The sequence below is a fragment of the Pectobacterium peruviense genome, assembly GCF_003312355.2.
GTDB lineage: Bacteria > Pseudomonadota > Gammaproteobacteria > Enterobacterales > Enterobacteriaceae > Pectobacterium > Pectobacterium peruviense.
In genome coordinates this window covers 825,954-852,806 of sequence record NZ_CP161826.1, presented here as the reverse complement: position 1 = coordinate 852,806, position 26,853 = coordinate 825,954, and the positions used below count along the sequence as shown (strand labels likewise).

General features: G+C 54.9%; 22 protein-coding genes and 1 CRISPR repeat array. Of the genes, 12 read left to right on the top strand and 10 right to left on the bottom strand.

Annotated elements, in window-relative coordinates; all coding sequences use genetic code 11:
* Positions 1 to 114: 114 nt before the first annotated feature.
* A CRISPR array of direct repeats spans positions 115 to 563; the repeat unit is 28 nt; unit sequence GTTCACTGCCGTATAGGCAGCTTAGAAA.
* A gap of 41 nt (positions 564 to 604) precedes the next feature.
* A complete protein-coding gene (locus DUT67_RS03825; RefSeq protein WP_113632784.1) occupies positions 605 to 1,024 on the bottom strand; it encodes a secondary thiamine-phosphate synthase enzyme YjbQ in 420 nt (139 codons plus the stop codon).
* 17 nt (positions 1,025 to 1,041) lie between these two features.
* Complete coding sequence (uvrA, locus tag DUT67_RS03820; RefSeq protein WP_113632783.1) at positions 1,042 to 3,876, bottom strand: excinuclease ABC subunit UvrA; 2,835 nt, start codon at positions 3,874 to 3,876, stop codon at positions 1,042 to 1,044.
* Positions 3,877 to 4,129: 253 nt separating this feature from the next.
* Between uvrA and DUT67_RS03815 the strand changes: the two genes are divergently transcribed.
* The 4 genes from DUT67_RS03815 to DUT67_RS03800 all read left to right on the top strand — a co-directional run bounded on the left by DUT67_RS03815 (position 4,130) and on the right by DUT67_RS03800 (position 8,223).
* Positions 4,130 to 4,693: a single-stranded DNA-binding protein gene (locus DUT67_RS03815; RefSeq protein ID WP_048262203.1), complete on the top strand. Its 564-nt coding sequence runs from the start codon at positions 4,130 to 4,132 to the stop codon at positions 4,691 to 4,693.
* Positions 4,694 to 4,938: 245 nt separating this feature from the next.
* Positions 4,939 to 6,795, top strand: coding sequence for an amidohydrolase (locus tag DUT67_RS03810; protein WP_113632782.1), 1,857 nt, complete (start codon positions 4,939 to 4,941; stop codon positions 6,793 to 6,795).
* Between the two features lie 191 nt (positions 6,796 to 6,986).
* The gene (locus tag DUT67_RS03805; RefSeq protein ID WP_113632781.1) at positions 6,987 to 7,445 is read left to right on the top strand and encodes a GNAT family N-acetyltransferase; all 459 of its coding nucleotides are present in this window, start codon (positions 6,987 to 6,989) and stop codon (positions 7,443 to 7,445) included.
* A gap of 187 nt (positions 7,446 to 7,632) precedes the next feature.
* Positions 7,633 to 8,223, top strand: a complete 591-nt coding sequence (locus DUT67_RS03800; protein WP_039293551.1) for a hypothetical protein — start codon at positions 7,633 to 7,635, stop codon at positions 8,221 to 8,223.
* 120 nt (positions 8,224 to 8,343) lie between these two features.
* On the opposite strand, the gene DUT67_RS03795 is transcribed toward DUT67_RS03800, so the two are convergent.
* Together DUT67_RS03795 and DUT67_RS03790 are read right to left on the bottom strand one after the other, a co-directional pair.
* On the bottom strand, positions 8,344 to 8,775 hold the full coding sequence (locus DUT67_RS03795; protein ID WP_113626774.1) for a carboxymuconolactone decarboxylase family protein: 432 nt from the start codon (positions 8,773 to 8,775) through the stop codon (positions 8,344 to 8,346).
* 140 nt (positions 8,776 to 8,915) lie between these two features.
* A complete protein-coding gene (locus tag DUT67_RS03790) occupies positions 8,916 to 9,347 on the bottom strand; it encodes a GNAT family N-acetyltransferase (RefSeq protein WP_039293554.1) in 432 nt (143 codons plus the stop codon).
* Between the two features lie 91 nt (positions 9,348 to 9,438).
* Between DUT67_RS03790 and DUT67_RS03785 the strand changes: the two genes are divergently transcribed.
* Positions 9,439 to 10,857, top strand: coding sequence for a PLP-dependent aminotransferase family protein (locus tag DUT67_RS03785; RefSeq protein ID WP_113632780.1), 1,419 nt, complete (start codon positions 9,439 to 9,441; stop codon positions 10,855 to 10,857).
* Positions 10,858 to 10,898: 41 nt separating this feature from the next.
* On the opposite strand, the gene DUT67_RS03780 is transcribed toward DUT67_RS03785, so the two are convergent.
* The 6 genes from DUT67_RS03780 to DUT67_RS03755 are packed head-to-tail and all read right to left on the bottom strand — an operon-like array spanning position 10,899 to position 18,698.
* Complete coding sequence (locus tag DUT67_RS03780) at positions 10,899 to 11,948, bottom strand: LacI family DNA-binding transcriptional regulator (protein ID WP_113632779.1); 1,050 nt, start codon at positions 11,946 to 11,948, stop codon at positions 10,899 to 10,901.
* Positions 11,948 to 13,000, bottom strand: coding sequence for a carbohydrate ABC transporter permease (locus tag DUT67_RS03775; RefSeq protein ID WP_113632778.1), 1,053 nt, complete (start codon positions 12,998 to 13,000; stop codon positions 11,948 to 11,950). Before DUT67_RS03775 ends, DUT67_RS03780 begins: the two co-directional genes overlap by 1 nt.
* 11 nt (positions 13,001 to 13,011) lie before the next feature.
* Positions 13,012 to 14,010, bottom strand: coding sequence for a carbohydrate ABC transporter permease (locus DUT67_RS03770; protein WP_039293560.1), 999 nt, complete (start codon positions 14,008 to 14,010; stop codon positions 13,012 to 13,014).
* Positions 14,011 to 14,033: 23 nt separating this feature from the next.
* Positions 14,034 to 15,125: an ABC transporter ATP-binding protein gene (locus DUT67_RS03765; RefSeq protein WP_113632777.1), complete on the bottom strand. Its 1,092-nt coding sequence runs from the start codon at positions 15,123 to 15,125 to the stop codon at positions 14,034 to 14,036.
* A 2-nt stretch (positions 15,126 to 15,127) separates the two neighbouring features.
* Positions 15,128 to 16,234: a glycoside hydrolase family 105 protein gene (locus DUT67_RS03760; RefSeq protein ID WP_113632776.1), complete on the bottom strand. Its 1,107-nt coding sequence runs from the start codon at positions 16,232 to 16,234 to the stop codon at positions 15,128 to 15,130.
* A gap of 1 nt (position 16,235) precedes the next feature.
* Positions 16,236 to 18,698 carry a hypothetical protein gene (locus DUT67_RS03755; protein WP_113632775.1) on the bottom strand — a complete coding sequence of 821 codons (2,463 nt, stop codon included), beginning with the start codon at positions 18,696 to 18,698 and terminating at the stop codon, positions 16,236 to 16,238.
* Between the two features lie 443 nt (positions 18,699 to 19,141).
* On the opposite strand from DUT67_RS03755, the gene DUT67_RS03750 reads away from it, so the two are divergent.
* The 7 genes from DUT67_RS03750 (at position 19,142) to DUT67_RS03720 (ending at position 26,839) form a co-directional block, all read left to right on the top strand.
* Complete coding sequence (locus DUT67_RS03750) at positions 19,142 to 20,449, top strand: ABC transporter substrate-binding protein (protein ID WP_113632774.1); 1,308 nt, start codon at positions 19,142 to 19,144, stop codon at positions 20,447 to 20,449.
* Positions 20,446 to 20,997, top strand: a complete 552-nt coding sequence (locus DUT67_RS03745; protein ID WP_113632773.1) for a glucosamine kinase — start codon at positions 20,446 to 20,448, stop codon at positions 20,995 to 20,997. The genes DUT67_RS03750 and DUT67_RS03745 overlap by 4 nt, the downstream gene beginning before the upstream one ends.
* Positions 20,994 to 21,908, top strand: coding sequence for a BadF/BadG/BcrA/BcrD ATPase family protein (locus DUT67_RS03740; RefSeq protein WP_113632772.1), 915 nt, complete (start codon positions 20,994 to 20,996; stop codon positions 21,906 to 21,908). The genes DUT67_RS03745 and DUT67_RS03740 overlap by 4 nt, the downstream gene beginning before the upstream one ends.
* Before the next feature lie 25 nt (positions 21,909 to 21,933).
* Positions 21,934 to 23,757, top strand: coding sequence for a metallophosphoesterase (locus DUT67_RS03735; protein ID WP_113632771.1), 1,824 nt, complete (start codon positions 21,934 to 21,936; stop codon positions 23,755 to 23,757).
* Between the two features lie 594 nt (positions 23,758 to 24,351).
* Positions 24,352 to 25,062 (top strand): metal ABC transporter ATP-binding protein, encoded by a 711-nt coding sequence (locus tag DUT67_RS03730; RefSeq protein ID WP_048262229.1) that lies wholly within the window; start codon positions 24,352 to 24,354, stop codon positions 25,060 to 25,062.
* Positions 25,059 to 25,913, top strand: coding sequence for a metal ABC transporter permease (locus DUT67_RS03725; protein WP_048262230.1), 855 nt, complete (start codon positions 25,059 to 25,061; stop codon positions 25,911 to 25,913). The genes DUT67_RS03730 and DUT67_RS03725 overlap by 4 nt, the downstream gene beginning before the upstream one ends.
* Before the next feature lie 47 nt (positions 25,914 to 25,960).
* Positions 25,961 to 26,839, top strand: coding sequence for a metal ABC transporter substrate-binding protein (locus DUT67_RS03720; RefSeq protein WP_048262232.1), 879 nt, complete (start codon positions 25,961 to 25,963; stop codon positions 26,837 to 26,839).
* Positions 26,840 to 26,853 lie beyond the last annotated feature (14 nt).

The window sequence follows — 26,853 nt, the reverse complement described above, 5'->3', positions numbered from 1 at the left end:
CACTTGTAAATAATTGATTTTTAATATCAATTAAGCGCTATGATAAAAAAGGGTTTTTCGGGAGAAATAGTTTATTTTCTTTTAAAATTAGGTAACTACCGTAAAATAGGAATGGTTCACTGCCGTATAGGCAGCTTAGAAATGCCGCAGAACAAAAAAATGTGGCCGCTGCTCGTTCACTGCCGTATAGGCAGCTTAGAAATGCCGCAGAACAAAAAAATGTGGCCGCTGCTCGTTCACTGCCGTATAGGCAGCTTAGAAACGATAAAAACCCCGACATGTGGGCGCAAATTAGTTCACTGCCGTATAGGCAGCTTAGAAAATAACGGACTTTCCGGCCACACCAATGTTTGCGTTCACTGCCGTATAGGCAGCTTAGAAACAGTCTGATGATCCGCCGAGCCCCGCAAGCGGCGTTCACTGCCGTATAGGCAGCTTAGAAAGTCACGACACCGAGCTATCAGAGTGGTTTACCGTTCACTGCCGCACTGGCAGCTTAGAAAAACAAACCGATTAGTGGAGTGATTGCGAAAATGTTCACTGCCGTGCAGGCAGTTCAGGGCTTATCGGGGATACGTTGCTGGTACGACTCGCTTCAAGGGTGTTATTCCCCATTCAGCGTGACAACCAGCGAGCGGCTGCCGCCGTGGTTGCGGTGTTCACACAGGTAAATGCCCTGCCAGGTACCGATGTTCAGGCGTCCGTTGGTGATGGGAATCGTCAGGCTATTTCCCAGCAGGCTACCTTTCAGGTGCGCGGGCATGTCGTCGCTACCTTCATAAGTATGGCGGTAGTAAGGTTCATCCTCCGGCACTAAGCGATTAAAAAAGCTCTCGAAATCCTGCAGCACCGTGGGATCGGCATTCTCATTAATCGTCAGCGCCGCCGAAGTATGTTTGATGAACACATGCATCAACCCGACTTTTATCTGGCGCAGTGCGACAACCTGCGCCAGTATTTCGTCAGTCACCAGATGGAAACCTCTGGCTTTCGGCTTCAGGCGGATTTCATATTGCGTCCACATGATTTGGCCTCTCGCTATCAGGCTTCGCGAGCCAGAATAGGTCGCAGGAAGCGCGCGGTGTGGGACTGTTCACAGTCCGCCACCGTTTCCGGCGTGCCGGAAACCAGAATTTCTCCGCCACCGCTGCCGCCTTCCGGCCCTAAATCGACAATCCAGTCCGCCGTTTTAATCACATCAAGATTGTGTTCAATCACCACGATGGTATTACCCTGATCGCGCAACTGATGCAGAACGGTAAGAAGCTGTTCAATATCAGCAAAGTGCAAACCGGTCGTCGGTTCGTCGAGAATATACAGCGTCTGTCCGGTTCCACGTTTTGACAATTCACGCGCCAGTTTCACACGCTGCGCCTCACCGCCGGACAACGTGGTTGCCGACTGCCCAAGGCGAATATAAGACAGGCCAACGTCGATCAGCGTTTGCAGCTTCCGCGCCAGCGCCGGAATGGCATCAAAGAACTCACGCGCTTCTTCAATGGTCATATCCAGCACTTCATGGATACCTTTGCCCTTGTATTTAATTTCCAGCGTTTCGCGGTTATAGCGCTTGCCTTTGCACTGGTCACACGGCACATAGACATCCGGCAGGAAGTGCATTTCTACCTTGATCACGCCGTCGCCCTGACAGGCTTCGCAGCGTCCACCGCGCACGTTAAAGCTGAAACGGCCGGGGTTATAACCACGGGTACGAGATTCCGGCACACCGGCAAACAGCTCGCGAATCGGCGTGAAAATGCCAGTGTAGGTTGCAGGGTTCGAGCGCGGCGTACGACCGATCGGGCTTTGATCGATATCGATCACTTTGTCGAAATGCTCCAGCCCCTGAATTTCACGGTAAGCGGCAGGTTCTGCCAGCGTTGCGCCGTTCAACTGGCGCTGCGCCAGTGGGAACAAGGTATCGTTGATGAGCGTAGATTTACCCGACCCAGACACACCGGTGATGCAGGTAAACAGGCCAACCGGCAGCGTCAGCGTGACGTCTTTCAGGTTGTTGCCCTTCGCGCCGATCAGCTTCAGCACTTTGGTTGGATCCGCAGGTACGCGATGCTTCGGTATTTCAATCTTGCGTTTGCCGCTAAGGAATTGACCCGTCAGCGAACCCGACACCGCCATAATCTCGTCCATCGTGCCTTCGGCGACAATCTGCCCGCCGTGCACACCCGCACCGGGGCCGATATCAATCACATGGTCGGCAGCACGAATCGCGTCTTCATCGTGTTCCACCACAATAACGGTATTGCCCAGATCGCGCAGATGAACCAACGTTTCCAACAGGCGCTCGTTGTCGCGCTGGTGCAAACCAATGGACGGCTCATCCAGCACGTACATGACGCCAACCAGCCCAGCGCCGATCTGACTTGCCAGACGAATACGCTGCGCCTCACCGCCGGACAGCGTTTCCGCCGAACGGGAAAGCGACAAATAGTTCAGCCCGACATTCACCAGAAACTTCAGCCGATCGCCAATCTCTTTCAGCACTTTCTCGGCGATTTGGGCGCGCTGCCCACTGAGCTTCATGTTCTTGAAAAACGTCATCGCATGGCCGATGCTCATATCGGAAATCTGCGGCAGCGTGGTCTGTTCGACAAACACGTTACGCGCTTCTTCACGCAGACGCGTCCCGCCGCAGCTGGCACAGGAACGGTTGCTGATGAATTTCGCCAGCTCTTCACGCACCGCCGTGGATTCCGTCTCTTTATAGCGACGCTCCATGTTGTGCAGCACGCCTTCAAACGGATGACGACGCACGGAGGTGTCGCCGCGATCGTTGATATATTTGAATTCGACGTTCTCTTTACCGGAGCCGTACAGAATCACTTTCTGCACTGCGGCGCTCAGTCCCTCAAACGGGGCATCTACGTCAAATTTGTAGTGCTCCGCCAGTGAGCGCAGCATCTGGAAATAGTAGAAATTGCGGCGATCCCAACCGCGAATCGCGCCGCCCGCTAGAGATAGCTCTGCGTTTTGCACCACGCGAGCCGGATCGAAGAACTGCTGCACGCCCAGACCATCACAGCTTGGGCACGCCCCCGCGGGATTGTTGAACGAGAACATACGCGGTTCCAGTTCGTGCATGCTGTAGCCACACACCGGACAGGCAAAGTTCGCCGAGAACAGCAGTTCAGGCTGCGTTGGATCGTCCATATCGGCCACGACTACGCTACCACCGGACAAATCCAGCGCGGTTTCAAACGACTCTGCCAGCCGCTGTGCCAGATCTTCTCGCACTTTAAAGCGATCGACGACAACTTCGATGGTGTGTTTTTTCTGTAGTTCCAGCTTCGGCGGATCGGACAGATCGCACACTTCACCGTCGATACGAGCACGGATATAGCCCTGTGAGGCCAAGTTTTCCAGCGTCTTGCTGTGCTCACCTTTGCGATCTTTCACAATCGGCGCCAGCAGCATCAGGCGTTTTCCTTCCGGCTGCGCCAGCACATTGTCCACCATCTGGCTGACGGTCTGCGCATCCAGCGGCACATCATGCTCTGGGCAGCGCGGTTCACCCACGCGAGCAAACAGCAGGCGCAGGTAGTCATGAATTTCGGTAATCGTCCCGACCGTAGAGCGTGGGTTGTGTGAAGTGGATTTCTGCTCGATAGAAATGGCGGGCGACAGCCCTTCTATATGATCGACATCCGGTTTTTCCATCAGCGACAAAAACTGACGGGCATAGGCGGAGAGGGATTCCACATAGCGTCGCTGCCCTTCGGCATACAGCGTGTCAAACGCCAGCGATGACTTACCCGAACCAGACAGACCGGTGATTACGATCAGTTTGTCACGGGGGATTATCAGATTGATATTCTTGAGATTATGGGTACGAGCACCACGAACTTCGATCTTATCCATTCACACACTTCCCGGAATAAAAACGGTTTGTCATCGTCTCCCGAACGGAGAGAACCGGTACGAAACGAACAATTATGGCACAAAAAAAACTGAATGAATATCCAGTATTAAACCCGTTTACTTTTGCAAACGCTGCAAATCTGACTTTCATTTCTGAAGCTATTTCGCAGGTATGACATAGAGTTTTCCACATGGTAAGATTGATCGTTTAGACTTAGAAAATAAATCTACCGATTCATCAGGAGAGACGAGCATGGCCAGCAGAGGCGTTAATAAAGTGATTCTTGTCGGGAATCTGGGTCAAGACCCGGAAGTCCGCTATATGCCGAATGGTGGTGCAGTTGCCAACATCACGCTGGCTACGTCGGAAAGCTGGCGTGACAAGCAAACCGGTGAGCAGAAAGAGAAGACCGAATGGCACCGTGTGGTTCTGTTCGGCAAACTGGCAGAAGTCGCGGGCGAATACCTGCGTAAAGGCTCTCAGGTCTACATTGAAGGCGCACTGCAAACCCGTAAATGGGCCGATCAGGCTGGCGTAGAGCGTTACACCACCGAAGTGGTCGTTAACGTCGGCGGCACCATGCAGATGTTAGGTGGACGTCAGGGCGGCGGCGCACCAGCAGGCGGTGGCAATGCAGGTGGCGGTCAACAGCAAGGCGGTTGGGGTCAACCTCAACAACCGCAGGGCGGCAACCAGTTCAGTGGCGGTGCGCAAGCTCAACAGCGCCCAGCTCAGAACTCGTCTTCCTCACAAAATAATGCTCCGGCACAAAGCAACGAACCACCAATGGATTTCGACGACGACATTCCTTTCTAAGGCTAACCTTAGAGATTATTGTCAATAATTCCATTATAAGCCTCCGATTTATCGGAGGCTTTTCATTTTATAGCGTACAGGAAAGTCACCAGTAAACAATCAACCAAGGAAATCATCACATCATGTGCGTTTCGTGCTCATCGAGATAATCAGAGCACAATCTGTACAGTTATTTCTCCATCGCTGCCGAAAAATAGCAGCGCCTCATCAATGAGGAATAAACGCTATATATGGAGATATAACGTATGGACAAAAATAGTGCACACCGCACCGCTAACAAAAACCTATCCCAAAACACCGCCAATAAGGCACCCTCGCCATCTTCTGGCAACGCGACAACCGATTATTCTTTGCCACCAAACACTTCTTTCAGGCTCGCAGCACTTGCTGTCACCGTCTCAGGTTTGCTTTTTTCTTCATCTACGCTAATGGCGGCAGAAACGGCAGAGACTGCCGATTTAGTTTTACGTAACGGCAATATTTACACCGTCAATCAAGGTCAGCCGTGGGCAGAAGCTGTTGCAGTACGTGATGGTCGCTACGTTTTCATCGGTTCAAATGCACAGGCAGCAGAGTTTATCGGCCCGAAAACGCAGGTGGTTGATCTCAACGGCAGCATGGCAATGCCGGGCATTAATGATGTCCACGCTCATCCGTTAGACGGTGGCTATGAAGATATTTACTCCTGTAATTTCTCACAAACAAGCTCACTGGATGACATGCTGAGCCAGGTCAGTGAATGCGCGCAAAAAGCCGGACCGGGAGAATGGGTGATCGGTTCTGCCTGGGGCAGCCCACGTATGGCGGAGCTTTCTACCGCTGAAGCGCTGGCGAAATTGGATAAAATCAGCAACGGGCGTCCGGTCATTCTGCGTGATGATTCTTACCATAACCGCTGGATTAACAGCGAAGCGATGCGTCTGGCCGCTATCACCGCGCAGTCCGTTAGCCCAGCCGGTGGCGTCATTGTTAAAGATTCAAAAACAGGCGAGCCAACCGGCCTGTTGCAAGAATTCCCCGCGTTCCAACATGTGCAAAGTCTGGTCCCCGTACGCACGGAAGAGCAACGGCTGACATCAGGGCGCGGAGCCGCCAAAACGATGGTGTCGTTAGGTATTACTGGCGTGCAGGAAGCGGTTAGCTCAGAAGTCAATCTGCGCATCTGGAGCAAGATTGACCGGGCAGAAGGTCTGCCTCTGCGTATTATCGGCTCGATCGTCTCCACTCCGCTGTTGGATGAAGGCGCTGCGGGTCTGGAGCTGGTTGCCAGACGTGATGTCTACCGCACCACAAACTTCTTCCCCGATCGTTTTAAATTTGTTTTGGATGGTGTTCCACCAGCTCATACCGCAAAGCTGATTGAGCCCTATCTGCCAACTCAGGCACACGGCGCTCACTATCACGGCGATACCCACTACACCACCGAGCAAGTCGTTGAGATCCTCTCCAAGCTAGATAAACAAGGGATTTCTACCAAGCTTCATGCTGCGGGAGATGGTTCACTCCGTCTGGCGCTGGATGCCGTTGAGCAAGTGCGTAAAATTAATGGGTCAAATGGCCCGATGCATCAAATCGCGCATACGCATTTGATCTCACCGCAAGATATGCCACGCTTCGCACAGTTGCGAGTTGCCGCCGATCTCTCGCCGATGCTGTGGTTTCCTTCCGATATGACAAACGCCAGCGTCGTGACCATTGGCGAAGAGCGTATGAAGGATTTTGTCCCCACGGTTAAATTGCTACGTTCTGGTGCGGTGGTCGCTGGCGGTTCTGACTGGCCAGCGGGTGGCCCAACGCCATCTCCCTGGATCGGAATTGAAGGGCTGGTGACGCGGCAGAATCCGCTGGGTGATGCGCCCGGAACACTGGCTCCCGAAGAGGCCGTCGATCTGCCTGAAGCAATTCGTATCTATACCATCAATAGCGCGAAAGCGATGGGCATAGAGAAAGAAACGGGATCGGTTGAGCTGGGTAAATCCGCCGATTTGATCGTGTTGGATCGCCATTTGTTTAACGTCCCGATCAAACAGGTTCATCGTGCCAACGTGGTCAAAACGTATTTCAAAGGTCAGCTCGTCCATTCAGCGCCAGAGAAATCCTAATGCGCGGCGCTGTCAGTAACATGAGATAAATATCAGGGGCGTCGATGCGGACGCCTCTTTAATCCCGCCTTCACTTTCTCCTAATTGGTCTGCACCTCTCTTAATAAGTGGAGGGGTATATCCGTCTATTTCATTGCTATAAATACCAACCTGATTTTCAGTACCTGTCGCCTAACAACATGAGAGTAAAAATGATGAATTCAGATCAGGAAATTATGGTTAACCCCGTTGAGTCAGATGATTACGATCAATGGCTGCCCTATTGGAAAAGTTATCAAACGTTCTATAACGTCCAGCTTACCGATGAAGTGACGGAAACAACCTGGGATCGTTTTTTTAAAGCGGATATTCCCGTGCACTGCGCCGTGGCAAGAGAAGGTTTACGCATTATCGGCTTCGTACACTTTGTTTTTCACGATTCCACATGGGGCGTAAACCGCTATTGTTACCTTGAGGATCTTTTTGTTGATCCCACCGAGCGCGGCAAAAACGTGGGGAAAAAACTTATTGAGTACGTGAGAGAAAAGGCGCAAGAAAAGCACTGCGATCGCCTGTATTGGCATACTCAGGAAACCAATAAAACAGCGCAGCGTCTTTATGATTGGGTTGCGGAAAAACCGGGTGTTATCGAATATAGAATGCCGCTTTAATTATCAAACATTCGGCAGTAAAGTGACGCGTCGAAAACACCGTATATATAACCTAAATAATTCGAGTTTCAGGAAGGCGGCAAGAGAAGGAATCCCGATGAGCTTACTCAGGTAAGTGATTCGGGTGAGTGAACGCAGCCAACGCACATGCAACTTGAAGTATGACGGGTATAAATGGATTTATAAAATGAACTACCAATCAACCCCCCTTTTTATCTACACCGTCAGGATCTTTTTTACGATTTGCCTCTGTGGCGCGCTGGCAGTTGCCGGTATCAGCGCCCCGGTCTTCTACCTTCTGGCGATGAAACTGGCTTACCCCGTCATCCTCTCTCTGCGATTACACAGTCTGAGTGAAAAAGGCATCGCTTTCTTGCCTAAGGAAAAGAGCGAATGGATGGTCTATGTACACGGTATCCCCGTGCGAGAAACCAGAACATCATTGACCAATCCGTATTTCTTTAGCGCCGAAAGCATCAGGACGTTTTCCCTACGAGCCTACACAGGAAAGCTGTTGATTCAGATCTGCGCCGTCATCTTGTTGGTGCAACAGGCTATGGCAATCAACTGGCCGTGGCTTTATCTTGGCGTGATTATTGTCGCGCTGTGGTTTGCTTATGCGCTTGCCATGACCGTGATTGAGCTCGTTTCAATTATGAGAGATCGCTGGTTTATCGAGAAACTCATCTCTCCCAGCCAAAGTGAGTGGTACGGCGGATATATCGATTTCCGCGACTACCGTGTCGCGGTTTTTGAACGACTGCTGTCACTGAAATAGCATCCTGCCTATTTCAGTCGCCGTACTGATTCTCAGACTCCCACCAGCCCCGCCCGTTCGGCGCGTTGGGCAATACAGTGATAACGTCATTTGCTGCGCCTGCAAAGCAGGCTCCATACCTTATTGGCGCATGCCGATCGCCAAACGATTAAAGGCACTCATCAGCGCGACAGCAAAGCTCAAATCGGCGATCTCTGCATCGCTGAAATGCGCCTTCAGCGGTTCGAAATCTTCATCAGGCGCGTGGCTACGAGCCACATCCACAAGCGATTCAGTCCAGGCTAGCGCCACACGTTCGCGTTCATTGAACTGCTCGCTCACACGCCAGCCAGCTAGGCTGTCCAGCTTAGCATCCGGCACGCCATCAGCACGCAGAGCCGACGCATGCATCTCCAGGCAGAAAGCACAGCCATTAATTTGCGAAACACGCAGATAGACCAATTCGATCAGTTGTTTTCCAAGGCTGCTCTTGTTCAGAGCTTTCTTGGCAATGCCGAACCCTCGATAGGCTTCTGCCGAAAGGGTTTGGTAGGGCAAGCGAAGCGTACTCATAGAAGATCTCCAATAAGAAATGAAAGAACGAGAAAATAAGTCAGCGCATGGTGTGTCTGAGCCCATGTTTCAACCGTCGGGGTAACCCGACCTTGCCACCCAGAGTGACCGCAAAGCAGTGGGTTCATGGCTCTTCACACCTATAGCGCTTGGCTGAAATGCAGGCCTTTGGAAAGTAAGCCCTGACGAAAATAGAAGCGTTGCGCCAGCGCATTGCTCAAGGCCGTATCGAGCACCAGATGAGCACAGTTTTGCCGCTGCGCTTCCTCGCGCATTGCCTCGATCAGCTGACCGCCAAGCCCCTGATCGCGGACACCTACAGCAGCCACAAGATCATCAACATAGAGGAATCGGCCATACAATAGATTTTCCTGAACGCGGTAACCCACCAACCCCATGACCAGATCGTCCTGCCATGCCGCCAGCAGACGATAGCCTTGCCCAGCTTGACGACGGGCCTGCGCAGTGAATGTGGCTGCATCAGGAAGATGAGGCCGCAGCTCCCGCATAACATCGAAGCAAGCCAGGTAGTCCTGATCACTCTCAATGAGGCTTAATCGAAAGGTGCTCATGCCAATCTCCTTGTAATGAAGCCAGTATGTTAGGAAAATCATGACCCACAAGAAAGGTGCAAGAATTGAGTAAATGAATGGGGCATAACGTATGGACATGCAGCAACTAAAGCCAAGCAGGGAACACGATGCACCGCTCTATTTACAGCTGTATCGACGCTACCGAGACGCTATTACCGCCGGAAAACTTCATCCAGGCGATCGCGTACCGTCCGTACGCAGCCTTGCCAGTGAGCTGAATCTGGCACGAGGCACGGTTGAAATGGCTTATCAGATGCTAGCCAGTGAAGGCTATTTCCTGGCTCGCGGCCCAGTGGGTACTATCGTCTCACCCCAGTTGGAAAAGCTGACCGAATCGAGATACAGCACCACATCCCTTTCTCAAATACCTTCGCGCTCGCAAATCGAGACCGCTCAAGTACAACCTTTCCAACTCGGCCTGCCTGCACTGGATGCCTTTCCCCGCAAGACCTGGGCGCGCCTAGCCGGGCACAATTTACGCACTCTGGATACGGCAGCCATGATCTCTCCAGATCCGGCGGGCTATGAACCGCTTCGTCGAGCCATCGCTACCTATCTGGGGATCTCGCGCGGCATCACTTGCACACACGAGCAGGTGTTCATCACCGCTGGCTACCGGGGAGCGCTGGAACTGGTGTGCCGTACGTTGTTGCAACCCGGCGATAGTGGATGGTTCGAAGATCCCGGCTATATCTTCGCTCGCCAGTTTTTGGCGCGAGCAGGTATGCATCTGGAACCCGTTCCGGTGGATGAGGAAGGCCTGAATGTGGACATCGGTCAACAGCGAGCCGCAGAGGCACGTTTTGCCGTGGTAACTCCCACGCACCAAAGCCCCATGGGGATGGCGTTATCATTGCCCCGACGACTGCAACTACTGGAATGGGCCAATCACCGCCGATCATGGATCATTGAGGACGACTACGACAGCGAGTTCCGTTACCACGGCCGGCCATTGCCTGCGCTGAAAAGCCTGGATCGCGACGGGCGCGTGCTCTACACCGGCACCTTCAGCAAGGTACTGTTTCCCGGCCTACGCTTAGCTTATCTGGTTGTCCCTGAACCGCAGATCGAACGCTTCAAGGATACGGCAAATCATTTTTGCTGCGCGGGATCGATCCTACCCCAAGCCACAGTGGCGGATTTCATGGAGCAAGGTCACTTTGCTCGCCATTTGCGCAGGATGCGTTCGCTGTATGCCATGCGGCGCGGCTATCTCGTTGATGAGCTTTTGCAAGCATTAGGTTCACACTTGACCGTCCAGCCACAGGCAGGCGGCATTCATGTGTTAGCTACGCTGGCCACCCGTGGCAACGACCAGTCTCTGGCAGCCGCCGCTCAATCTCATGGCCTTGCCATTCAGGCGCTGAATGACTGGCGAACAAGCAAAACATCACGCGGAGGGCTTCTTATGGGATTCACTAATGTGACCGAACCTGCGATGGCAAAGGCATTGGTGCATCGACTGGCAGCGGCCATCGGATTATCGTGAAAGGGTTATCCCACAGCCGGATCGCGCTGCTGCCCGTGAACTCAACCGGTAGTAGTCCCTACTCGCCGCACTGATTCTCTGACGACCACCTGCCCCGCCAGTTCGGTGCGTTGGGCAATACCGAGCGCCTGTGAGGGCGTCATTTGCTGCGCCAGCAGCTGAAGCGCGGCACGGGCGATCGTTTCAAACGGCAGATGTACCGTGGTGAGCGAAACCGGCAGCATGTCGAATGGCAGAATGTCGTCCATGCCCATCACCGACATATCTTCCGGCACCCGAAGTCCGTGCTGATACAGCGCGTCGATCACGCCGATAGCCTGATTATCCGCAGCGCAGAAAATCGCAGTGACGCCTAATCTATCGGGGTTCGCCGTCAGCCAGCGCAACAGCGCATCACGTGCCGTGCGCGGGTGGAAATCCGGCAGTGACAGAATCAGATCGTCATCCACCGCAATACCCGCCTGTGCGAGCGCATCACGATAGCCACGTTCACGCTGTTTGATCGTCATGCGCGACGTCCAGGTCAAATGCAGGATCCGCGTATGGCCCTGATCGATCAGGTAACGCACTGCGGCGGCGGCGGCATAGTGGTTGGCTGGCGTGACGCTACTCAGACGCATTGAGGGATCTTCACCATTGATCAGCACCGCCGGAATTCCACTTTCCGCGACGGCGTTCAGCAGCGTTGGGTGATCATCATTCACGATCAGAATGCCGCTCTCTTTTCCGCCCTGAAGTTCACGCAACAGCTGCTGTTCGTTAATGGTGTCGTGTTCCCCCAGAAACGGACGCAGTTGGATATTACGTTGTAAACACAGCGTTTTCAGGGCGTTAATCAACGTCAGCGACACCAGATTGTACTCACTTTCCAGCATCAGGTTGCGCGGCGTCGCCAGCAGAATGTGGCGCAACGGTTCCGTCGGTGCGACGGTCGCTTTGCCCACTTTATGCAGCGGATAGCCCTGTTCGGTCGCAATCGCCATGATGTGCTGCCTGACTTTGGCGCTGATCGGTGCCGTCCCGTTCAGCGCGCGGGAAACCGTGCTGATAGAAACCCCAGCGCGGTCGGCAATATCCTTGAGTGTCGCCATTATTTCATCCCCGTGTTGGCAATCCCCGTCGTGATGTATTTTTGCAGGAAGACGAATACCGCCGTCACCGGCAGAAGAGAAAGCATCGTCATTGCCAGTATATAGTGCCACTGCACCGAGAACTGCCCCTGAAACGCATTCAGACCGATTTGCAGCGTAAAATTATCCTGACTGGAGAGGACGATCAGCGGCCAGAGGAAGTCGTTCCAGCGCCAGATCACCGAGAAGATCGCCAGCACCGCCAGCGCAGGTGCGGTCAGGGGCAGGATAATCTTCCAGTAAATACGGAACTCGCTGGCGGCATCGATCCGCGCCGCCTCGATCAGCTCATCGGGGATCGTCAGCATGTATTGCCGCAGCAGAAATACGCCCGTCGGCGTCGCTATTGTGGGGATAATCACGCCCCACAGGTTATCGCCCATGTTCAGACCAATCACCACCAGAAACGTCGGCACCATCACCACCGACAGCGGGATCATCATGGTCGAGAGGAACAGCGTCAGCACCGTACCGCGACCGCGAAACTCGTATTTCGACAGCGCAAAGGCTGCCATCGAACTGAGTAGCAGAGTCAACAGTGTCGCCATCACCGTCACGAATACGGTGTTCTTCAGGTAGGTGGCAAAGTGGAACTTCGTGATCGGCGTCGTGTAGTTCTCCGTCTCCAGATGCAGCGCTTTCATCGGCACCAGATCCTTGGTCGACACACGCACCACCTCACTCGGCACATCTGGGTTCACCAGCTGTGCGATCAGCCCGATACGCCTGACCAACGCCATGGTTTTCGCTTCACCGTCTTCCTGCTTAACCTGCCACAGTTCCAGCGGCTTCGGGTACTCCGGCAGCGTGATGGTATCCGCCGCCTGCGGCAGAAAACTCGGCGGAAAGCGGTTAATTTCCGCGGGTGTTTTGAACGACGACATGGCAGCCCACATGACCGGAATCATCACCAGCAGCGTGCCGACCACCAGCCAGACCCAGCTCATGATGTCCGTAATATGGATGCGCCCCGGATGACGGGTGCGGGTAAGAAAGGCGATTATCTTCATCATCATGGCTCCCGTTATTTTTTCCCTTCCAGCCGACGCGTCAGCAGGAACTGCAATGCCGTCAGGATCATCAACACCACGCCCATCAGCACCGAAGCCGCAGACGCCAGTCCGTAAAGCGACGCATTCGACGAGAAAGCGGTCTGATAGATGTACTGCACAATAAAGCTGTTGGCCGTGCCGGGGCCGCCACCATTGGTTAACACCCAGGCTTCATCGAAGATCTGCACACTGTTGATGGTCAGCAGAATCACCACGACCAGAATGTTCGGAGCCAGCAGCGGCAGCGTCAGCCGATAAAAACCGCGCCAGCGCGAGGTGCCATCCACCGCCGCCGCCTCGTAGATATCACGCGGGATCGCCTGCAATCCGGCCAGCAGAATCAAGGTATAAAATCCGACGTGAAACCAGACAGAGACAAACACCACCCAGAAACGCGACAGTGTTGGATCGAGCAGAAAGGTAATCGGCTGTCCGCCCAGCGACGACAGCACCAGATTCAGCAAGCCGTTACGATTAAGAAACCACTGCCAGATCAGGCCAACCACCACCGGCGACAGCAGTACCGGATAGAAGAACATCGCGCGGAAAAAGCCCCGGGCGACAATCTTGCGATTGAGGATCAGTGCCGTCACCAACGCCACTAGCAGCGTGCAGAGCACGTTGAAAAAGGTGAATGACACGGTGTTGTAGACGCCGGTCCAGAACAGATCCTGTTCACAGCTCGACGGATCGGCGTAGTTGCCGCAGCTCAGCAGCGTGGAAAAGTTAGCTACGCCCACATACGGGCGCTCCCACAGCAGGATATTGGTGCCGCCGGTAAAGGCGTAGCACACCGACAGCAGAATCGGAATAAAGACAAAAACGGCGAACAGCAGCATGTTGGGCGCGATAAAAAACCACGGCATCACTTTGCGGCCACCGAACTTTTGTAGCAGATTCACCGCTTTTTCCACTGGCGTCACCAGCTTATCGATCAGCGATCCTGCGGGCAGTAAGGCAATCTTTTTCATGTCGTCCTCTCCCGTCGCGATAATTAATGCTCGGTGCCGCGCGGCAATGTGTCATCCGTTTCACCATCGAACAGATGGCAATACGTTGGCGGAAAGCGCACAAACACCGACTCGCCCGCAGCGAACTCACGGTGCTGCGCCAGATGGACGATCATCTCGTCGTCAATGCCGCCCATCCGCCCATAGATGAAAGTCTCATGCCCCATCATCTCGCAGCGATCGACGTACAGTGCAATTCCCTCGCCTTCTTCCACGACTTCACAGTGTGAAGGACGAATCCCGAGCGTGACGTTCTGCCCGACGGTGCCGATAAACGGCAGCACCAGACGATTGCCGGACGGGCACTGCACCTCGACGCCGTCGGCACAAGTGGCGACAATCTGCGCCGGGAACATATTCATGCGCGGTGAACCGATGAAGCCCGCGACGAACTTGTTTTTCGGCCGATTGAACAGCTCCAGCGGCGTACCAACCTGCTCGATGCGACCGGCATTCAGCACCACAATGCGCTGTGCCATCGTCATCGCTTCTACCTGATCGTGAGTCACGTAAATCATGGTGGTACGCAGTTTCTGATGCAGGCGGGACAGTTCGCCGCGCGTCTGCACGCGCAGCTTGGCATCGAGATTGGAGAGCGGTTCATCAAACAGGAACAGGTCAGGCTCACGCACAATAGCGCGACCAATGGCAACGCGCTGCTGCTGTCCACCCGACAGCGCACGCGGCCTGCGATCCAGATAGGGTTCCAGCCCCAGCATGCGCGCAGCCTCATCAATACGACGGATGATTTCGTCTTTGGGGAAGTGCAAGTTTTCCAACCCGAACGCAAGGTTCTTGCGCACCGAGAGGTGCGGGTAGAGCGCATAAGACTGGAACACCATCGCAATCTTGCGCTCTGCTGGCGTGAGATCGTTCACCTTGCGGTTATCGATCAGCAGCTCGCCGTTGCTGATTTCTTCCAGACCGGCAATCATGCGCAGCAGCGTGGATTTTCCACAGCCCGACGGGCCGACAAAGACCATGAACTCGCCATCATGAATCGTTAAGTCCACGCCTTTGATGATGCTCACCGCGCCGTAATTTTTGTGGACGTTTTTCAGTTCCAGACTCGCCATTGTCAGCCCTCGCAAACAGAATCTAACTGTGCCAATAACATCAGCATCACCAGCGCCTGCCCGTAAGGCACGGCAACATTGGGAATATCGCGATAGAACTGCAAATCATGTCCCATCGCTGTGCCGTCCGAGACACCTTGCACCACACCCTGTGCGTCAATCTGCGCCACCACGGCGGCATAGCCTTTTTCCAGCACGTCCTGCGGAAAATCGTGCAACATCCCTAGCCGACGCGCCGTCAAAATCCCTGCGATAAACCCCGCGCTAGCGGAGGTTTCCAGCGGTGAATCCGGGTCATCCAGCAGCGTGTGCCACAGGCCAGAATCGTGCTGGACGCGCGCCAGCGTTGTCGTTTGCTGTTCCAGAATCGCTTCCAGCGTGCGTAATACCGGTGCGGACAGCTGATCCTCCGCCAGCACGCGCATTTCCGGCAGCACCAGCGTGATCCAGGCGTTGCCGCGTCCCCAGAACGCATCGGCATAGTGATGGCGACCAACGAACGTCCAGCCGTGATACCACAGCCCGCTGCGCACGTCGGCCAGATAGCGCGCGTGGGTGAGGAGCTGATATTCCGCCTCTTCGATCAGATCGCGACGGGAGAGTAATTTCCCCGCGACCACCAGAAACAGACCGGCCATAAACAGCGTGTCGTCCCACAATTGCCCGGTGTTTGGTCGCTCTTTCACCGTGTGCTGGAAGCCGCCATCCTCGGTTTTTGGCAGCGAGTGCAGCAGCCAGTCCGCCCAGTCGCTCACGGTTTCACGCCACTGTGCAGACGCATCCGGCTTGTCCTGACACAGCAGCGCCAGCACCAGCATCGGTGCCGTCGAGTTGATCTGACGCGGCGGCAACCCAGCATCCAACTTTTGTTGATACCAATTCGCCAGCGTCGTCAGCATGGTGTCGTCCTGCGTCAGATGCGCCAGCTTCCAGAAACCGTACAGCCCGACGCCGACCTCCCAATCCCACTCCTCAAATTGAATCGTCAGCCCAGCATCCGGTGCGTCGTCCTGCGTTACGCTATCAATCGCTTTCAGGCGACAAAACGCCCGCGCCACCTGCGCCAGCAGCGCTTCGGTTTGTTGTCGGTTAAGTGAACCTGTCTGCATGTCATGGGTTTCCTGTGTTGAACTGCGGGACGACCGGGACATCGTCGGGAAAAATGAAAGGCCGCTGCGCCACGCTGAATCCTGCTTTGTGGCTAAAGGCCAGTTCGCCGTAATCGGGATCGTCAATACGCACGCCGTTGCTATCCTGAACCAAAGAGTGCCCTCGGAAGCGGGCAGCGAACGCGGCGAATCCTTGCGCGCCGTCGCCGCTGTCTACGGCAACGAACCAGACGTTCTGTTCGCCATATGCCCGTAGTTCGCCTTCTGCCTGCTGGCCTGCGGTCGAAAACGGCTGTAGCCCGGCGGGATTATGGAAGGCGGCATAGCCGTTGCCACCGCGCACGAAGCACCAGACGTCTTCAACGATGACGTCATCCAACGCGGTTTGTGGCAGATAGAGGTGAGTCCACGGGCGGATATCCTGTTGCAGATCGAATACCATCAGCGCGCGATTACGGTGCTGCATCAGGTGTGGCAAACGTCCGTTGCCCGCCCAGTAAGAAGGTCGGTGCACGCCGTCAGGGCGATCCTCGCCGGGATGGTTCACCCACAGACGGGCGGCATAGTGCGTACCTAGTCGCACATCCAGCAGATGTTGCTGGTGTCCGGGCTCGCCGGGGTGATGGTCGAACACGGAGGAAAAGGCGACATCACGCTGTTTCCAGGCAATGATACGGGCGCTACGGTTCAACCCCTGTACCCAGCGCGCCTCCGCGCCGTGCGGCAGTGACCAGTGCGCAATCCGATCCGTTGCTTCCGGCGGCTGATAGTCGCTCAGGCACAGCAGCGGCAGCGCGGCACAGTGTGGGATCAGCCAGCCTTCGCCCCACATCAGCGCACACAGGCCAGACAGCTCGGTCAACATGCCGGAACGAAGTTCTTTATCGTAGGCGCGTCCCATGGTGCCAACCGCGACACCGTTCTGATGCACCCACGCCGTCATCAGCATGATGCGGTCAATCACCACGCGGGATTTCTCCCGTAGATCGGCGTCCTGCGCCAGTTCATACAGCGCCACCAGCCCAATCAGATCGATGGGGTAATAGGCCGCCGAATTCCACTCCACCAGACCGTGTTCCAGAATGGAATCAAACCAGCGCGTCAGGCGTTCGTGGGCAATGGCTTTCTGCTCTAGACCACGACGGCTGCTGCACGGGAAGGTGTCATCAGGGAAGTTTTGTCCAGCTAGATATTGCGCGACGTGGAAACACAGGCAGTGGTTCTCACTCCAGAACCACATGGTGTCGTTGCCCGGCTCATCAATCCAGTAGCGGAAACCGAGAATGGCACTGCGCACGCGCCGCCAGTCCTGCGGCGGTAACTGTTGCCCCTGATAGCGCTGCCACAGCCAAATCAGCGGCACCAGTTGGAAATCAGCACAGTCTTCACGGCGGCTGATTTTTTGCAGCGCACTGTTGAGAATCGGCACAGCGGCATCGTTGCCCTCACCCGTCGCGACAATCGCCAACAGCCGTCCGAGGCGCTCAAAACCGTGCAGCGCAGTATGCCGCAACACCGTTTCACGCCGCGCTGCCAGCGTCGACAATGCGGGCAGCGTTTGCGATGGCAAACGCCCGAAGCTGAGGGTTCGCGTCAGCGTAATGCGATTGCAGGTCGCGGCGCAGACCAGATCGTAGTAGCCAACCAGAGCGGAGGGTAAATCCACCTGCCAGCCCAGATTCCCAGCGGGTAGCGTTTGTTTCTGCTGCCACACAGGCACTGACTCGTTGACGTTGCCAATCAAACAGTGCGCCATCGTCACGGACTCCGGCAGCGGCTGCGTGCTATTCAGCACCAGCACGGGCGGTTGGATCAGGTTGTTTTCCAACGTCAGCCCGTTAACCCAGCTATCCAGTGCAGTCAGTTGTTCGCTGAGCGCCGCATCGTCGTCAAGCTGCCAGAAGAGTGTGTCCTCTCCCTGATAGCACAGGCTGAACAGGTAATCGGTATCGCGCTCGCACAGCTCTTCGCTATGCACCACCAGCGTGTTCGCCCCGGCTTTCAGCGGCAGCGTGATATCACAGGTTTGTTCGGTGTTGCGGGTAAAGGGCGTAAAGCGAGTAACCAGTTCGCCGTTCAGCCACAGCGTGACGCCGCCGCAGGTGCTGAGCGTAAACGGTGCCGACTGCGCGCTGTCGCTATGAATCACGCAGCGGGAAAAGCGCTGAACGTGAACCGGACACGGCCAGAAATCACTGAAATTCACGCTTCGGCTTTCATCGCCGCCGCTCCACATCAGCGGGAAATGAAGATCGTCGGGTAACGTCACCTCGCGCTTTGCCTCTTCCTGCAAAAAGCGCACACGGCAGGGTAAAACGCCGACATCGACAAAGCCGTTGATAAAGCGGTAATTCACCTTATCCGGCAGCGTATCCGGCTCGGCGAAATAACGTTTTTCCGTCAGTTCGGTAATCAGAAACCGATTAATGACACCGTTCTTCTTTAATTTCCAACCGATATTCATGCGGAATCCTGTTTACGGTTTTGACGAATAAAATAACGAAAAGGTATGGCTGAATTTATTTGCACTCTCGCTGTGCATGCACTGCCAATATTTAGGGCACCGGGCGATTACCTGCACCATCAACTCGCAATCTCAATGCAAATTTGCATTAAATTGCCTTTTGCATTCATTTATTGACATTTCGCATTAATAAATAAGATTCTCATATTTATATATGTGATTAATATCACAAAAATACTTTATTTAAACCAACATTTAAAATATCTTTAATCTGCCTCACATAAATCAGTCGGGCTTCTGTCCATGATTGCATGATGAAAATGACAGATGAATGCAAATTTGCATTAATTAGGACAGAGAATAAATCACAGGAATAAAAATAACCTCGCAGGCAACGCCAGGGTATTTCAGCCATTAATCAAACCTATGATGTGGAGATGTTTATGATACGTCCCAATACCGCGTTATTTTTTTCCGCCCTTGCGCTGGGGTTATTCAGCAACAGCGCGTTAGCCGCCAAAACGCAAATAACATTTTTATATAGTGATGACGATCCCGAATTAGTGCATTTCATGGAGCAGAAAGTTAAATCCTTCTCCCAAAGTAATGACCGCATCGATGTGAATTTCGTCAGCACTGGCTATAACGCGCTGCAAACACAGCTGCCGATGCAGTTGGCGGCGGGCCTAGGTCCCGATATTGCTAAAACGACGCAGATGGGTCTACTCGGCTATACGCTGGATTTGCGCCCCTACCTGAAAGATCCTGCCGCCTTTGAGAAACGCTACAGCACGGGTATCGAAAAGGTTATGCGCGTCAAAGGCGTGCATAAAGCGGATGCGCTGCCGGGCTTTGTCGCGTCCTGGACCGCCGACCTGCCGTTTATTAACGTGACGCTGTTTGAACAGGCAGGCGTTCCGCTACCACAGCCGGGCTACACGATTGATGATTTGATGAAAGCCTCGAAGCTGGTCGCGGAAAAAACGGGTGTGCATATTCCCTTCACTATAGACCGCAGCGGCTTCCGCTTCTCCGGCCCGGCCTATTCTTACGGCGCACGCTACGATAAAGACGGGCTGATCAACTTCCCGGATGCGGCGGCACAGCAGTGGATTAAAGATCTGAAACGCTGGTCGGATGAAGGCGTGTTCCCACGCGAAATGTGGGGCGCGGCAGGCGGCGGTCAGTACAAGAGCATGGCGGACGATTTCGTGAACGGTAACATCGTGACCTATTTCTCCGGCAACTGGCTGTTGAACCAGTTCAGTAAGCAAATTGGCGACGGTTTTGACTGGAAAGTGCTGCCAGCGCCGTGCAAAGAGAAGTGTATCTCGATGGGTGGTGCGACCTTCATCATGCCATTCACCACCACCAAACATCCGCAGGAAGTCGCCGAGTTTATGGAGTGGCTGGGCAGCGAACCGCTACAGCGTGAGATCGCCGAGCGCTTCAATATTATTGTCGGCGCGGATATTGCCGATCTGCACTACCAGACTAAAGATAAGCACGTGATCGACGGCCTGAATACCGCGCGCGACGAGATCAAAAAGATCCCGTCTTACGTTTTCGACTGGGAACGCATGGAAAGTCTGGGCGCGAACGAGCTGTACCCCATCATCCTGACGCGCTTTACCCAATACCTTAACGATCAGGTGTCGTTTGATGAGTATCTGCGCCTGACGTCAAACGATGTGAAACGCCTCAACGAAACGATCGCGACCAATCAACAACAGCGGAAAAATGCGCCGTGAAATGGCTACTGAGGGAGATCGACATTGATGGCGATCGCCCCTTTGATCGCACGCGAGAAAGCGCATGGTGCGAACAGCGCTGGCCGGGACAAAGCCGCTATCTGCTGGTGACGGGCGGTTTTACCCGGTTGCTGCACTGGCATGACGGACTCCTGACCTGTCCCGGTAGTGACTGTTTCCCCATCGGCAACCCGGCCAGCCTCTCGCGGCTAGGGCTGTGGGCGGTGCAGGAGATGCTTCAGGCGGTTGAAGGCATCACTCCGCTTACGCCACTCAGCGACGCGCTGTTTCAACACTTCAATAAGCATGTCGATCGCGTGATCGACTGGTCAAAGCAGGCGCAGGCGACCGATTACGCCACGCTTGGGCATGTTGTGCTCACGCACCCGCAGGACGCGCTGGCGGTGCAGTTGCTGACACGCTGCGCCAGCGAGTTAACCCTGCTGCTGAGCAGTCTGCCGGACTCACTGACTGACACCGTTAGTCTCAGCGGCGATCTGGCGGTTGTCTGTCTTCCCTATCTGGATTCAGGAGCGAGCACATCATGACGACATGGCTCTATGCGGGTGTGGATGGCGGCGGCACAGGCTGTCGGGCGCGTATTTATCAAGCCGATGGTACACCGCTCGGACAAGGACACGGCGGTCGCGCCAATCTGCTGCTCGGCGTGGAGAGCGTGCGCCAGTCGGTGGACGATGCCATCGCACAGGCGTTGAAGCACAGCGGGCTTTCACCGGATGACGTATCACGGCTGAAAGTCGGACTGGCACTCGCCAGCGCGGAACATCGCACCGCCTATGATGCTTTTCTGGCGTTGCCTCACCCTTATGCCACTCAGGTGCTCAATACCGATGCACTCGGTGCCTGTCTGGCCGTCAATCAGGGGAAAGATGCAGGTGTGGTCATTGCCGGAACGGGCTCTTGTGGGCTGGCGTGGCAGAACCAGACGATTACTGCCTACGGTGGCCATGAGTTTCCGATTTCCGATCAGGGCAGCGGCGCACGCCTCGGACTGGCGGCGCTGCAACACACCTACGATGTGCTGCAAGGCTGGCGCGTGCCGTCTGCGCTCAGCCAGAACATTGACGATTTCTTTTCTGCCAGCGCAGCACACGCGCAGGCCGCGAACACGCTTGAGGCACTACAGACGTTTAGCCAAAAGGCGAAACCGGGCGACTACGCGCAGTTCGCCCGTCGCGTCTTTGATTGTGCTCAGCAGAATGATGATGTTTCCCACGGGCTGCTGGCGCAGACGGCCAGTGAAATCTGCCTGCTGTTGGCCGCCGTGGCACGCCACACCTCTCCCCGCTTATCGCTCATGGGCAGCATCGGCCTGCATATTCGGCCGTGGCTGCCGGACGAGTGGCAATCCCAACTCGCCGCGCCGATGGGCGATGCGCTCGACGGCGCACGATTGATTGCCTGTCATGATTATGCGCTATACAGCCATCCGTTATAAAAAATAAATAATGCCGGAGACATCAATGACATCACTCACTCGTAGAACCTTCGTCAAGCTCGGTGCAGGCAGCGCCATTACGCTAGCTGGCGGCTTTTTTCACGCGAATGCCGATGCAGAAACGCCCGCAGTGCCGCTGCGCATTGCCATTATTTCGGATGTTCACGTCCACAATATCTACGGCAACTACGATTTTGACGGCCTGCCAGATGCGCAGACCGGAAAGAAGCTGACCATTCGCACCCTGAAAGATTCGGTGAATTCGACCCGCATCTTCAACGAACCCTACTTTGCACTGCTGGCTGCGCTGGACGAACTGGCAAAACAGCAGGTGAAATACGTGGTGCTGTCCGGCGATTATTCTGATGACGGGCAACAGCCTACCGTTGAAGGCATTGCCGCCATCCTGACGCAGTATGAACAGCGTCACGGCATGCGCTTTTTCGCCACACCGGGCAACCACGACGTTAACCGCCCACAGGGTGATGATTCCTCAGAGAGAATGCTCAACGCTGACGGCAGCAACACCATGCTGAGCAGCAAATCCGACGTCAAACTCGGTGATGCACAGTCACTGATCGTCACGACCAAGATGCAGGCGCTCGGCTATGAGCGCGGCCTGCCGCTGATGAAACCGTTTGGTTTCTTTAAACGCGATGACTTCCTGCACTGGGAAACACCGTTTGGTGGCAGCGATGAACTCAGCCAGCGCCAGTATCTCGCCCGTTCACCGGACGGCAGCAAACAGTGGAACATTGTCGATGCCTCCTATCTGGTGGAACCGGAAGCGGGGCTGTGGCTACTTTCCATCGATGCCAACGTGTATCAGGTCAAAGACGGCCCGGAAAAACGTGAAGAGATTAAAGGCTACTCTACCAGCAGTGACACTGGCTGGAACGCCCTGCTGACGGAAAAGCCCTTCATGCTGCCGTGGGTGAAATCGGTAGTACAGCGGGCGAAAGCGCAGAATAAGAAGCTGCTGGTGTTCTCGCACTATCCACTGGTCGATTTCCTTGATGGCACGGTGGAGGACGAAAAACAGCTCTTTGGCAGCAACAGCTTCATCAAGCGTACGCCACGGCCGGAGGTTGCCGAACAGGCGCTGGCGGCAGGTATCCGTCTGCACTTCAGCGGCCACCTGCACGTCAACGACACGGGCGTGTATCGCGGTTCACAGGGGACGCTGGTAAATGTGGCGGTGCCATCGTTGGCCGCTTATCCGCCCGCCATGAAGTTGGCGACGCTGCATAGCGACCGAGTCGATATTGATACGCTGGTACTGCGCAACGTGCCGCAGTTCAACCACCTGTTCCCGTTTTATCAGAAAGAGCTGGATCGCACCGGCGAACCGCTGGGCGATATCCTGAAAAGCCGCGATTATTACGACTTCTTGCACCACCATCTGGCGCTGCTGGTACGTCAGCGCTTTCTGGTGAAAGACTGGCCGGAAGATTTATCGCCCCTGATCAATACGCTGAACTGCGCCGATCTGCTGTGGATCGCACAGCAAAAAGAGCCGCTCAGCGCCAAAACGCTGCCCGACATCGCCGAGCGTAAACCGAGTGCGGTAGCAGGCACCGATGGGTTACAGGATATTTCTCTGCTCACACTGGTGACCGACTGGTATTGTCTGCGCAACGGCAGCGATCTCGCCTGGCAGGATATTCCGGCAGCGCGGGTGAAACAGTATCGCGCACTGCTGGCAGCCTACACGCCGACGACCACACTACCGTCGGACAGCCTGCAACACCGCTTCGGCCTGATGCTGAAAATCCTCGCGGGCTATATCAACGATGAGCCCGCTACTCGCTTTGTTGTTGATATGCAGGGGAATTTATCAGCGGTGTGATGTGTTCCCATCTTCAAGCACGCTAATCGGTTTTATCTGTGAGTACTGGGGTGTTTCGTGCGCTTCGAGTACGGTTATCTTCATGCTACGTCGTAGCACGCGCCCGACATAGGGGGCTACGCCAGCCCCCTATGAACCCCGGCTTTTTGGCGGGAATTATGCCGCTAACGCGGTGCCTTCGGTGCTCATGACCGCTTTTCGAGCCGCCAGTGACGCGTTCCCTACGCGGCACTGGCTTTCGCGGCATCCATGCCGCTCACTCGGCGTTCATGTTCTCCTCAGCATAATTTTTTACGCCGGGAAGAACCATCGCGATATGCGTTGGCTGGGGTTTGTCAGCAGTGCTCGAAGCGCACGAAATCCCCCCATACCTGTCAGCAATCACACCAAATCCCTCTAGCGGCTGCTTACATACTTTTTTACCTATTGCCCCTATCGTCATCGCCAAAAAGTGATATGTTATAATATAACAATTGATATTTTACCGATGATAATGACAAGTTTTTACTCTCTCTCCGCGCTGAAGCGCGTGTTACTGGTTTCCCTGCTGTTGGCTCTGTTGTGGCTGATGGTCGGGTGGGCGGTGATGTTGCCATGATTGCCCTACAGGAATTGGCCTTTGGTTACCGTGGTCAACCGCCACTCGCGACGCTCAGCGGCTGTTTTCATCAAGGATCGCTGACGGCGATTATTGGTGCGAACGGTACGGGGAAATCCACGCTATTGAAAACGCTGGCGGGTTTGCTGCCACCGCTTTACGGCACGTTCAGCCTCGGTAACGGCGGCAAAGAGAATGCTATCGGCTATTTACCGCAGCTCTCCGAATTCGATCGGCAGTTTCCGATTAACGTACGCGATCTGGTGCTAATGGGGTCGCTGCCCCATCGCGGGTTGTTACGCAGCATTAACGCCAACTGGCACCGTAAAGCCATTGACGCACTCGACGCCGTCTCCATGGGAGATTTTGCCGACCGTCATATTGGCGTTTTGTCCGGTGGACAGCTACAACGCGTGCTCTTCGCGCGACTATTGCTGACACAGGCTCCGATCATTCTGCTGGATGAGCCTTTTACCGGCATCGATAGCCAAACCACGCAGACACTCTTGCAGATTATCGAACAGCTTCACGCCGAAGGCAGAACCATTCTGGCCGTGCTACACGATATGGAGCTGGTCGATCAGCACTTTCCGGCTGTCTTGCAGCTCACGCCGTACGGCCATCGCTGGGGAGATGCTCAACCTATATTACATAGCCTGCGCAAGGCCGAAAGTGATACGCCAACGCTCAGGATCGTTACGTCATGATGCTGTTTCACCTTATTGCTTCTCCTTTTGCCGAGTTCGGTTTTATGCGCCGCGCGCTGGTTGGTTGTCTGGTGCTAACGCTGAGCGCCGCGCCGCTGGGCTGTTTCCTGCTGCTACGGCGCATGAGCCTGATTGGTGATGCGCTGTCGCATGCGGTATTACCCGGTGTGGCAATCGGCTACCTCATTTCGGGGATGTCACTGCTGGCAATGGGAATCGGCGGCTTTATTGCCGGGCTGTCCGTCGCCATGCTTTCCGGCTTCGTCACCCGCCACACGGAATTAAAAGAGGACGCCAGCTTCGCCGGGTTTTACCTTGGTTCGCTGGCGCTTGGCGTCACGCTGGTTTCACTGCGAGGCTCCAGTATCGACCTGCTACATGTGCTGTTCGGATCAATTCTCGCGGTGGATCGCGCCGCACTGATCGACATTGCGCTGATCGGATCGTCGTCCTTGCTGGTGCTGGCGGTGATCTATCGGGCGCTGGTGATTGAATCGTTTGACGTGACTTTCCTGCGCATCAGTTCAGGCCGCTATCGGGCGCTGATCCACGGTCTGTTTCTGTCGTTGGTGGTACTGAATCTGGTCGCAGGATTTCAGCTGTTAGGCACGCTGATGACGGTCGGCATGATGATGCTGCCTGCCGCCAGCGCACGATTCTGGACGCAACGCCTGCCCGTCATGCTCGGTATTGCCGTGCTGCAAGGAATGGTCGCCAGCCTGATCGGGCTGCTGTGGTCTTACTATGCCGAGCTGCCTGCTGGCCCCGCCATCATCCTGACGATGACACTGTTTTTCTGTTTCTCGGTCTGTGTTGGTCACCACGGCGGGCTGCTACGCCAACGCCGCTGACCCACTCTTTGTCATTTCTCGTTATCTACAATTTTTGTGAGGGAAGAATGAAACGTTCACTGTTAGCCATAGCTCTATCCAGCCTGCTGCTCAGCCCACTGGCGATGGCAAAGAATCTTGATGTTGTTGCCAGTTTTTCCGTACTTGGCGATATGGTCAGCCACATCGGCGGCGACCGCGTCACCGTGACCGATTTGGTTAAACCGAATGGCGATCCGCATGAGTTTGAACCGTCGCCAAAAGATAGTAAAACGCTGGCTCATGCCGATCTGGTTTTCGTTAATGGACTGGGTCTGGAAGGCTGGCTTGATCGTTTGGTTACCGCCTCCGGCTACCGTGGCGACGTCATCACCGCATCCAATGGCATTGAAACACGCTCGATGGTGGAAGATGGCAAAACTGAAACCGATCCGCATGCCTGGAACAGCATGAGTAACGGTGTGGTCTACGCGCAGAACATCGTCAACGCGCTGGCAAAAGCGGATCCCGCGAATGCCGATTACTATCGTCAGCAGGGTGAAGCCTACATCAACCAGTTGCAGGAGCTGGATCGCTACGCGAAGAAAACCTTTGCCGACATTCCACCGGAAAAACGTAAAGTGCTGACCAGCCATGACGCGTTCGGCTACTTCAGCCAGGCCTACGGCGTGAAGTTCCTGTCGCCAGTGGGCTACTCTACCGAATCCGAAGCCAGCAGCAAAAAAGTGGCCTCGCTGATTAAGCAAATCAAGCAAGAGAAGGTGAAAAGCTACTTCATTGAAAACCAGACCGATGGCCGTCTGGTGAAGCAAATCGCCAATGCCAGCGGTGCACAGCCCGGCGGTGAACTGTATCCAGAAGCCCTAACCGACGCATCCGGCCCAGCCTCAACCTATACAGTTGCGTTTAAGCACAACGTCGATACTCTCGCCGCCAGCATGAAGTAAGAGCATGACCATTT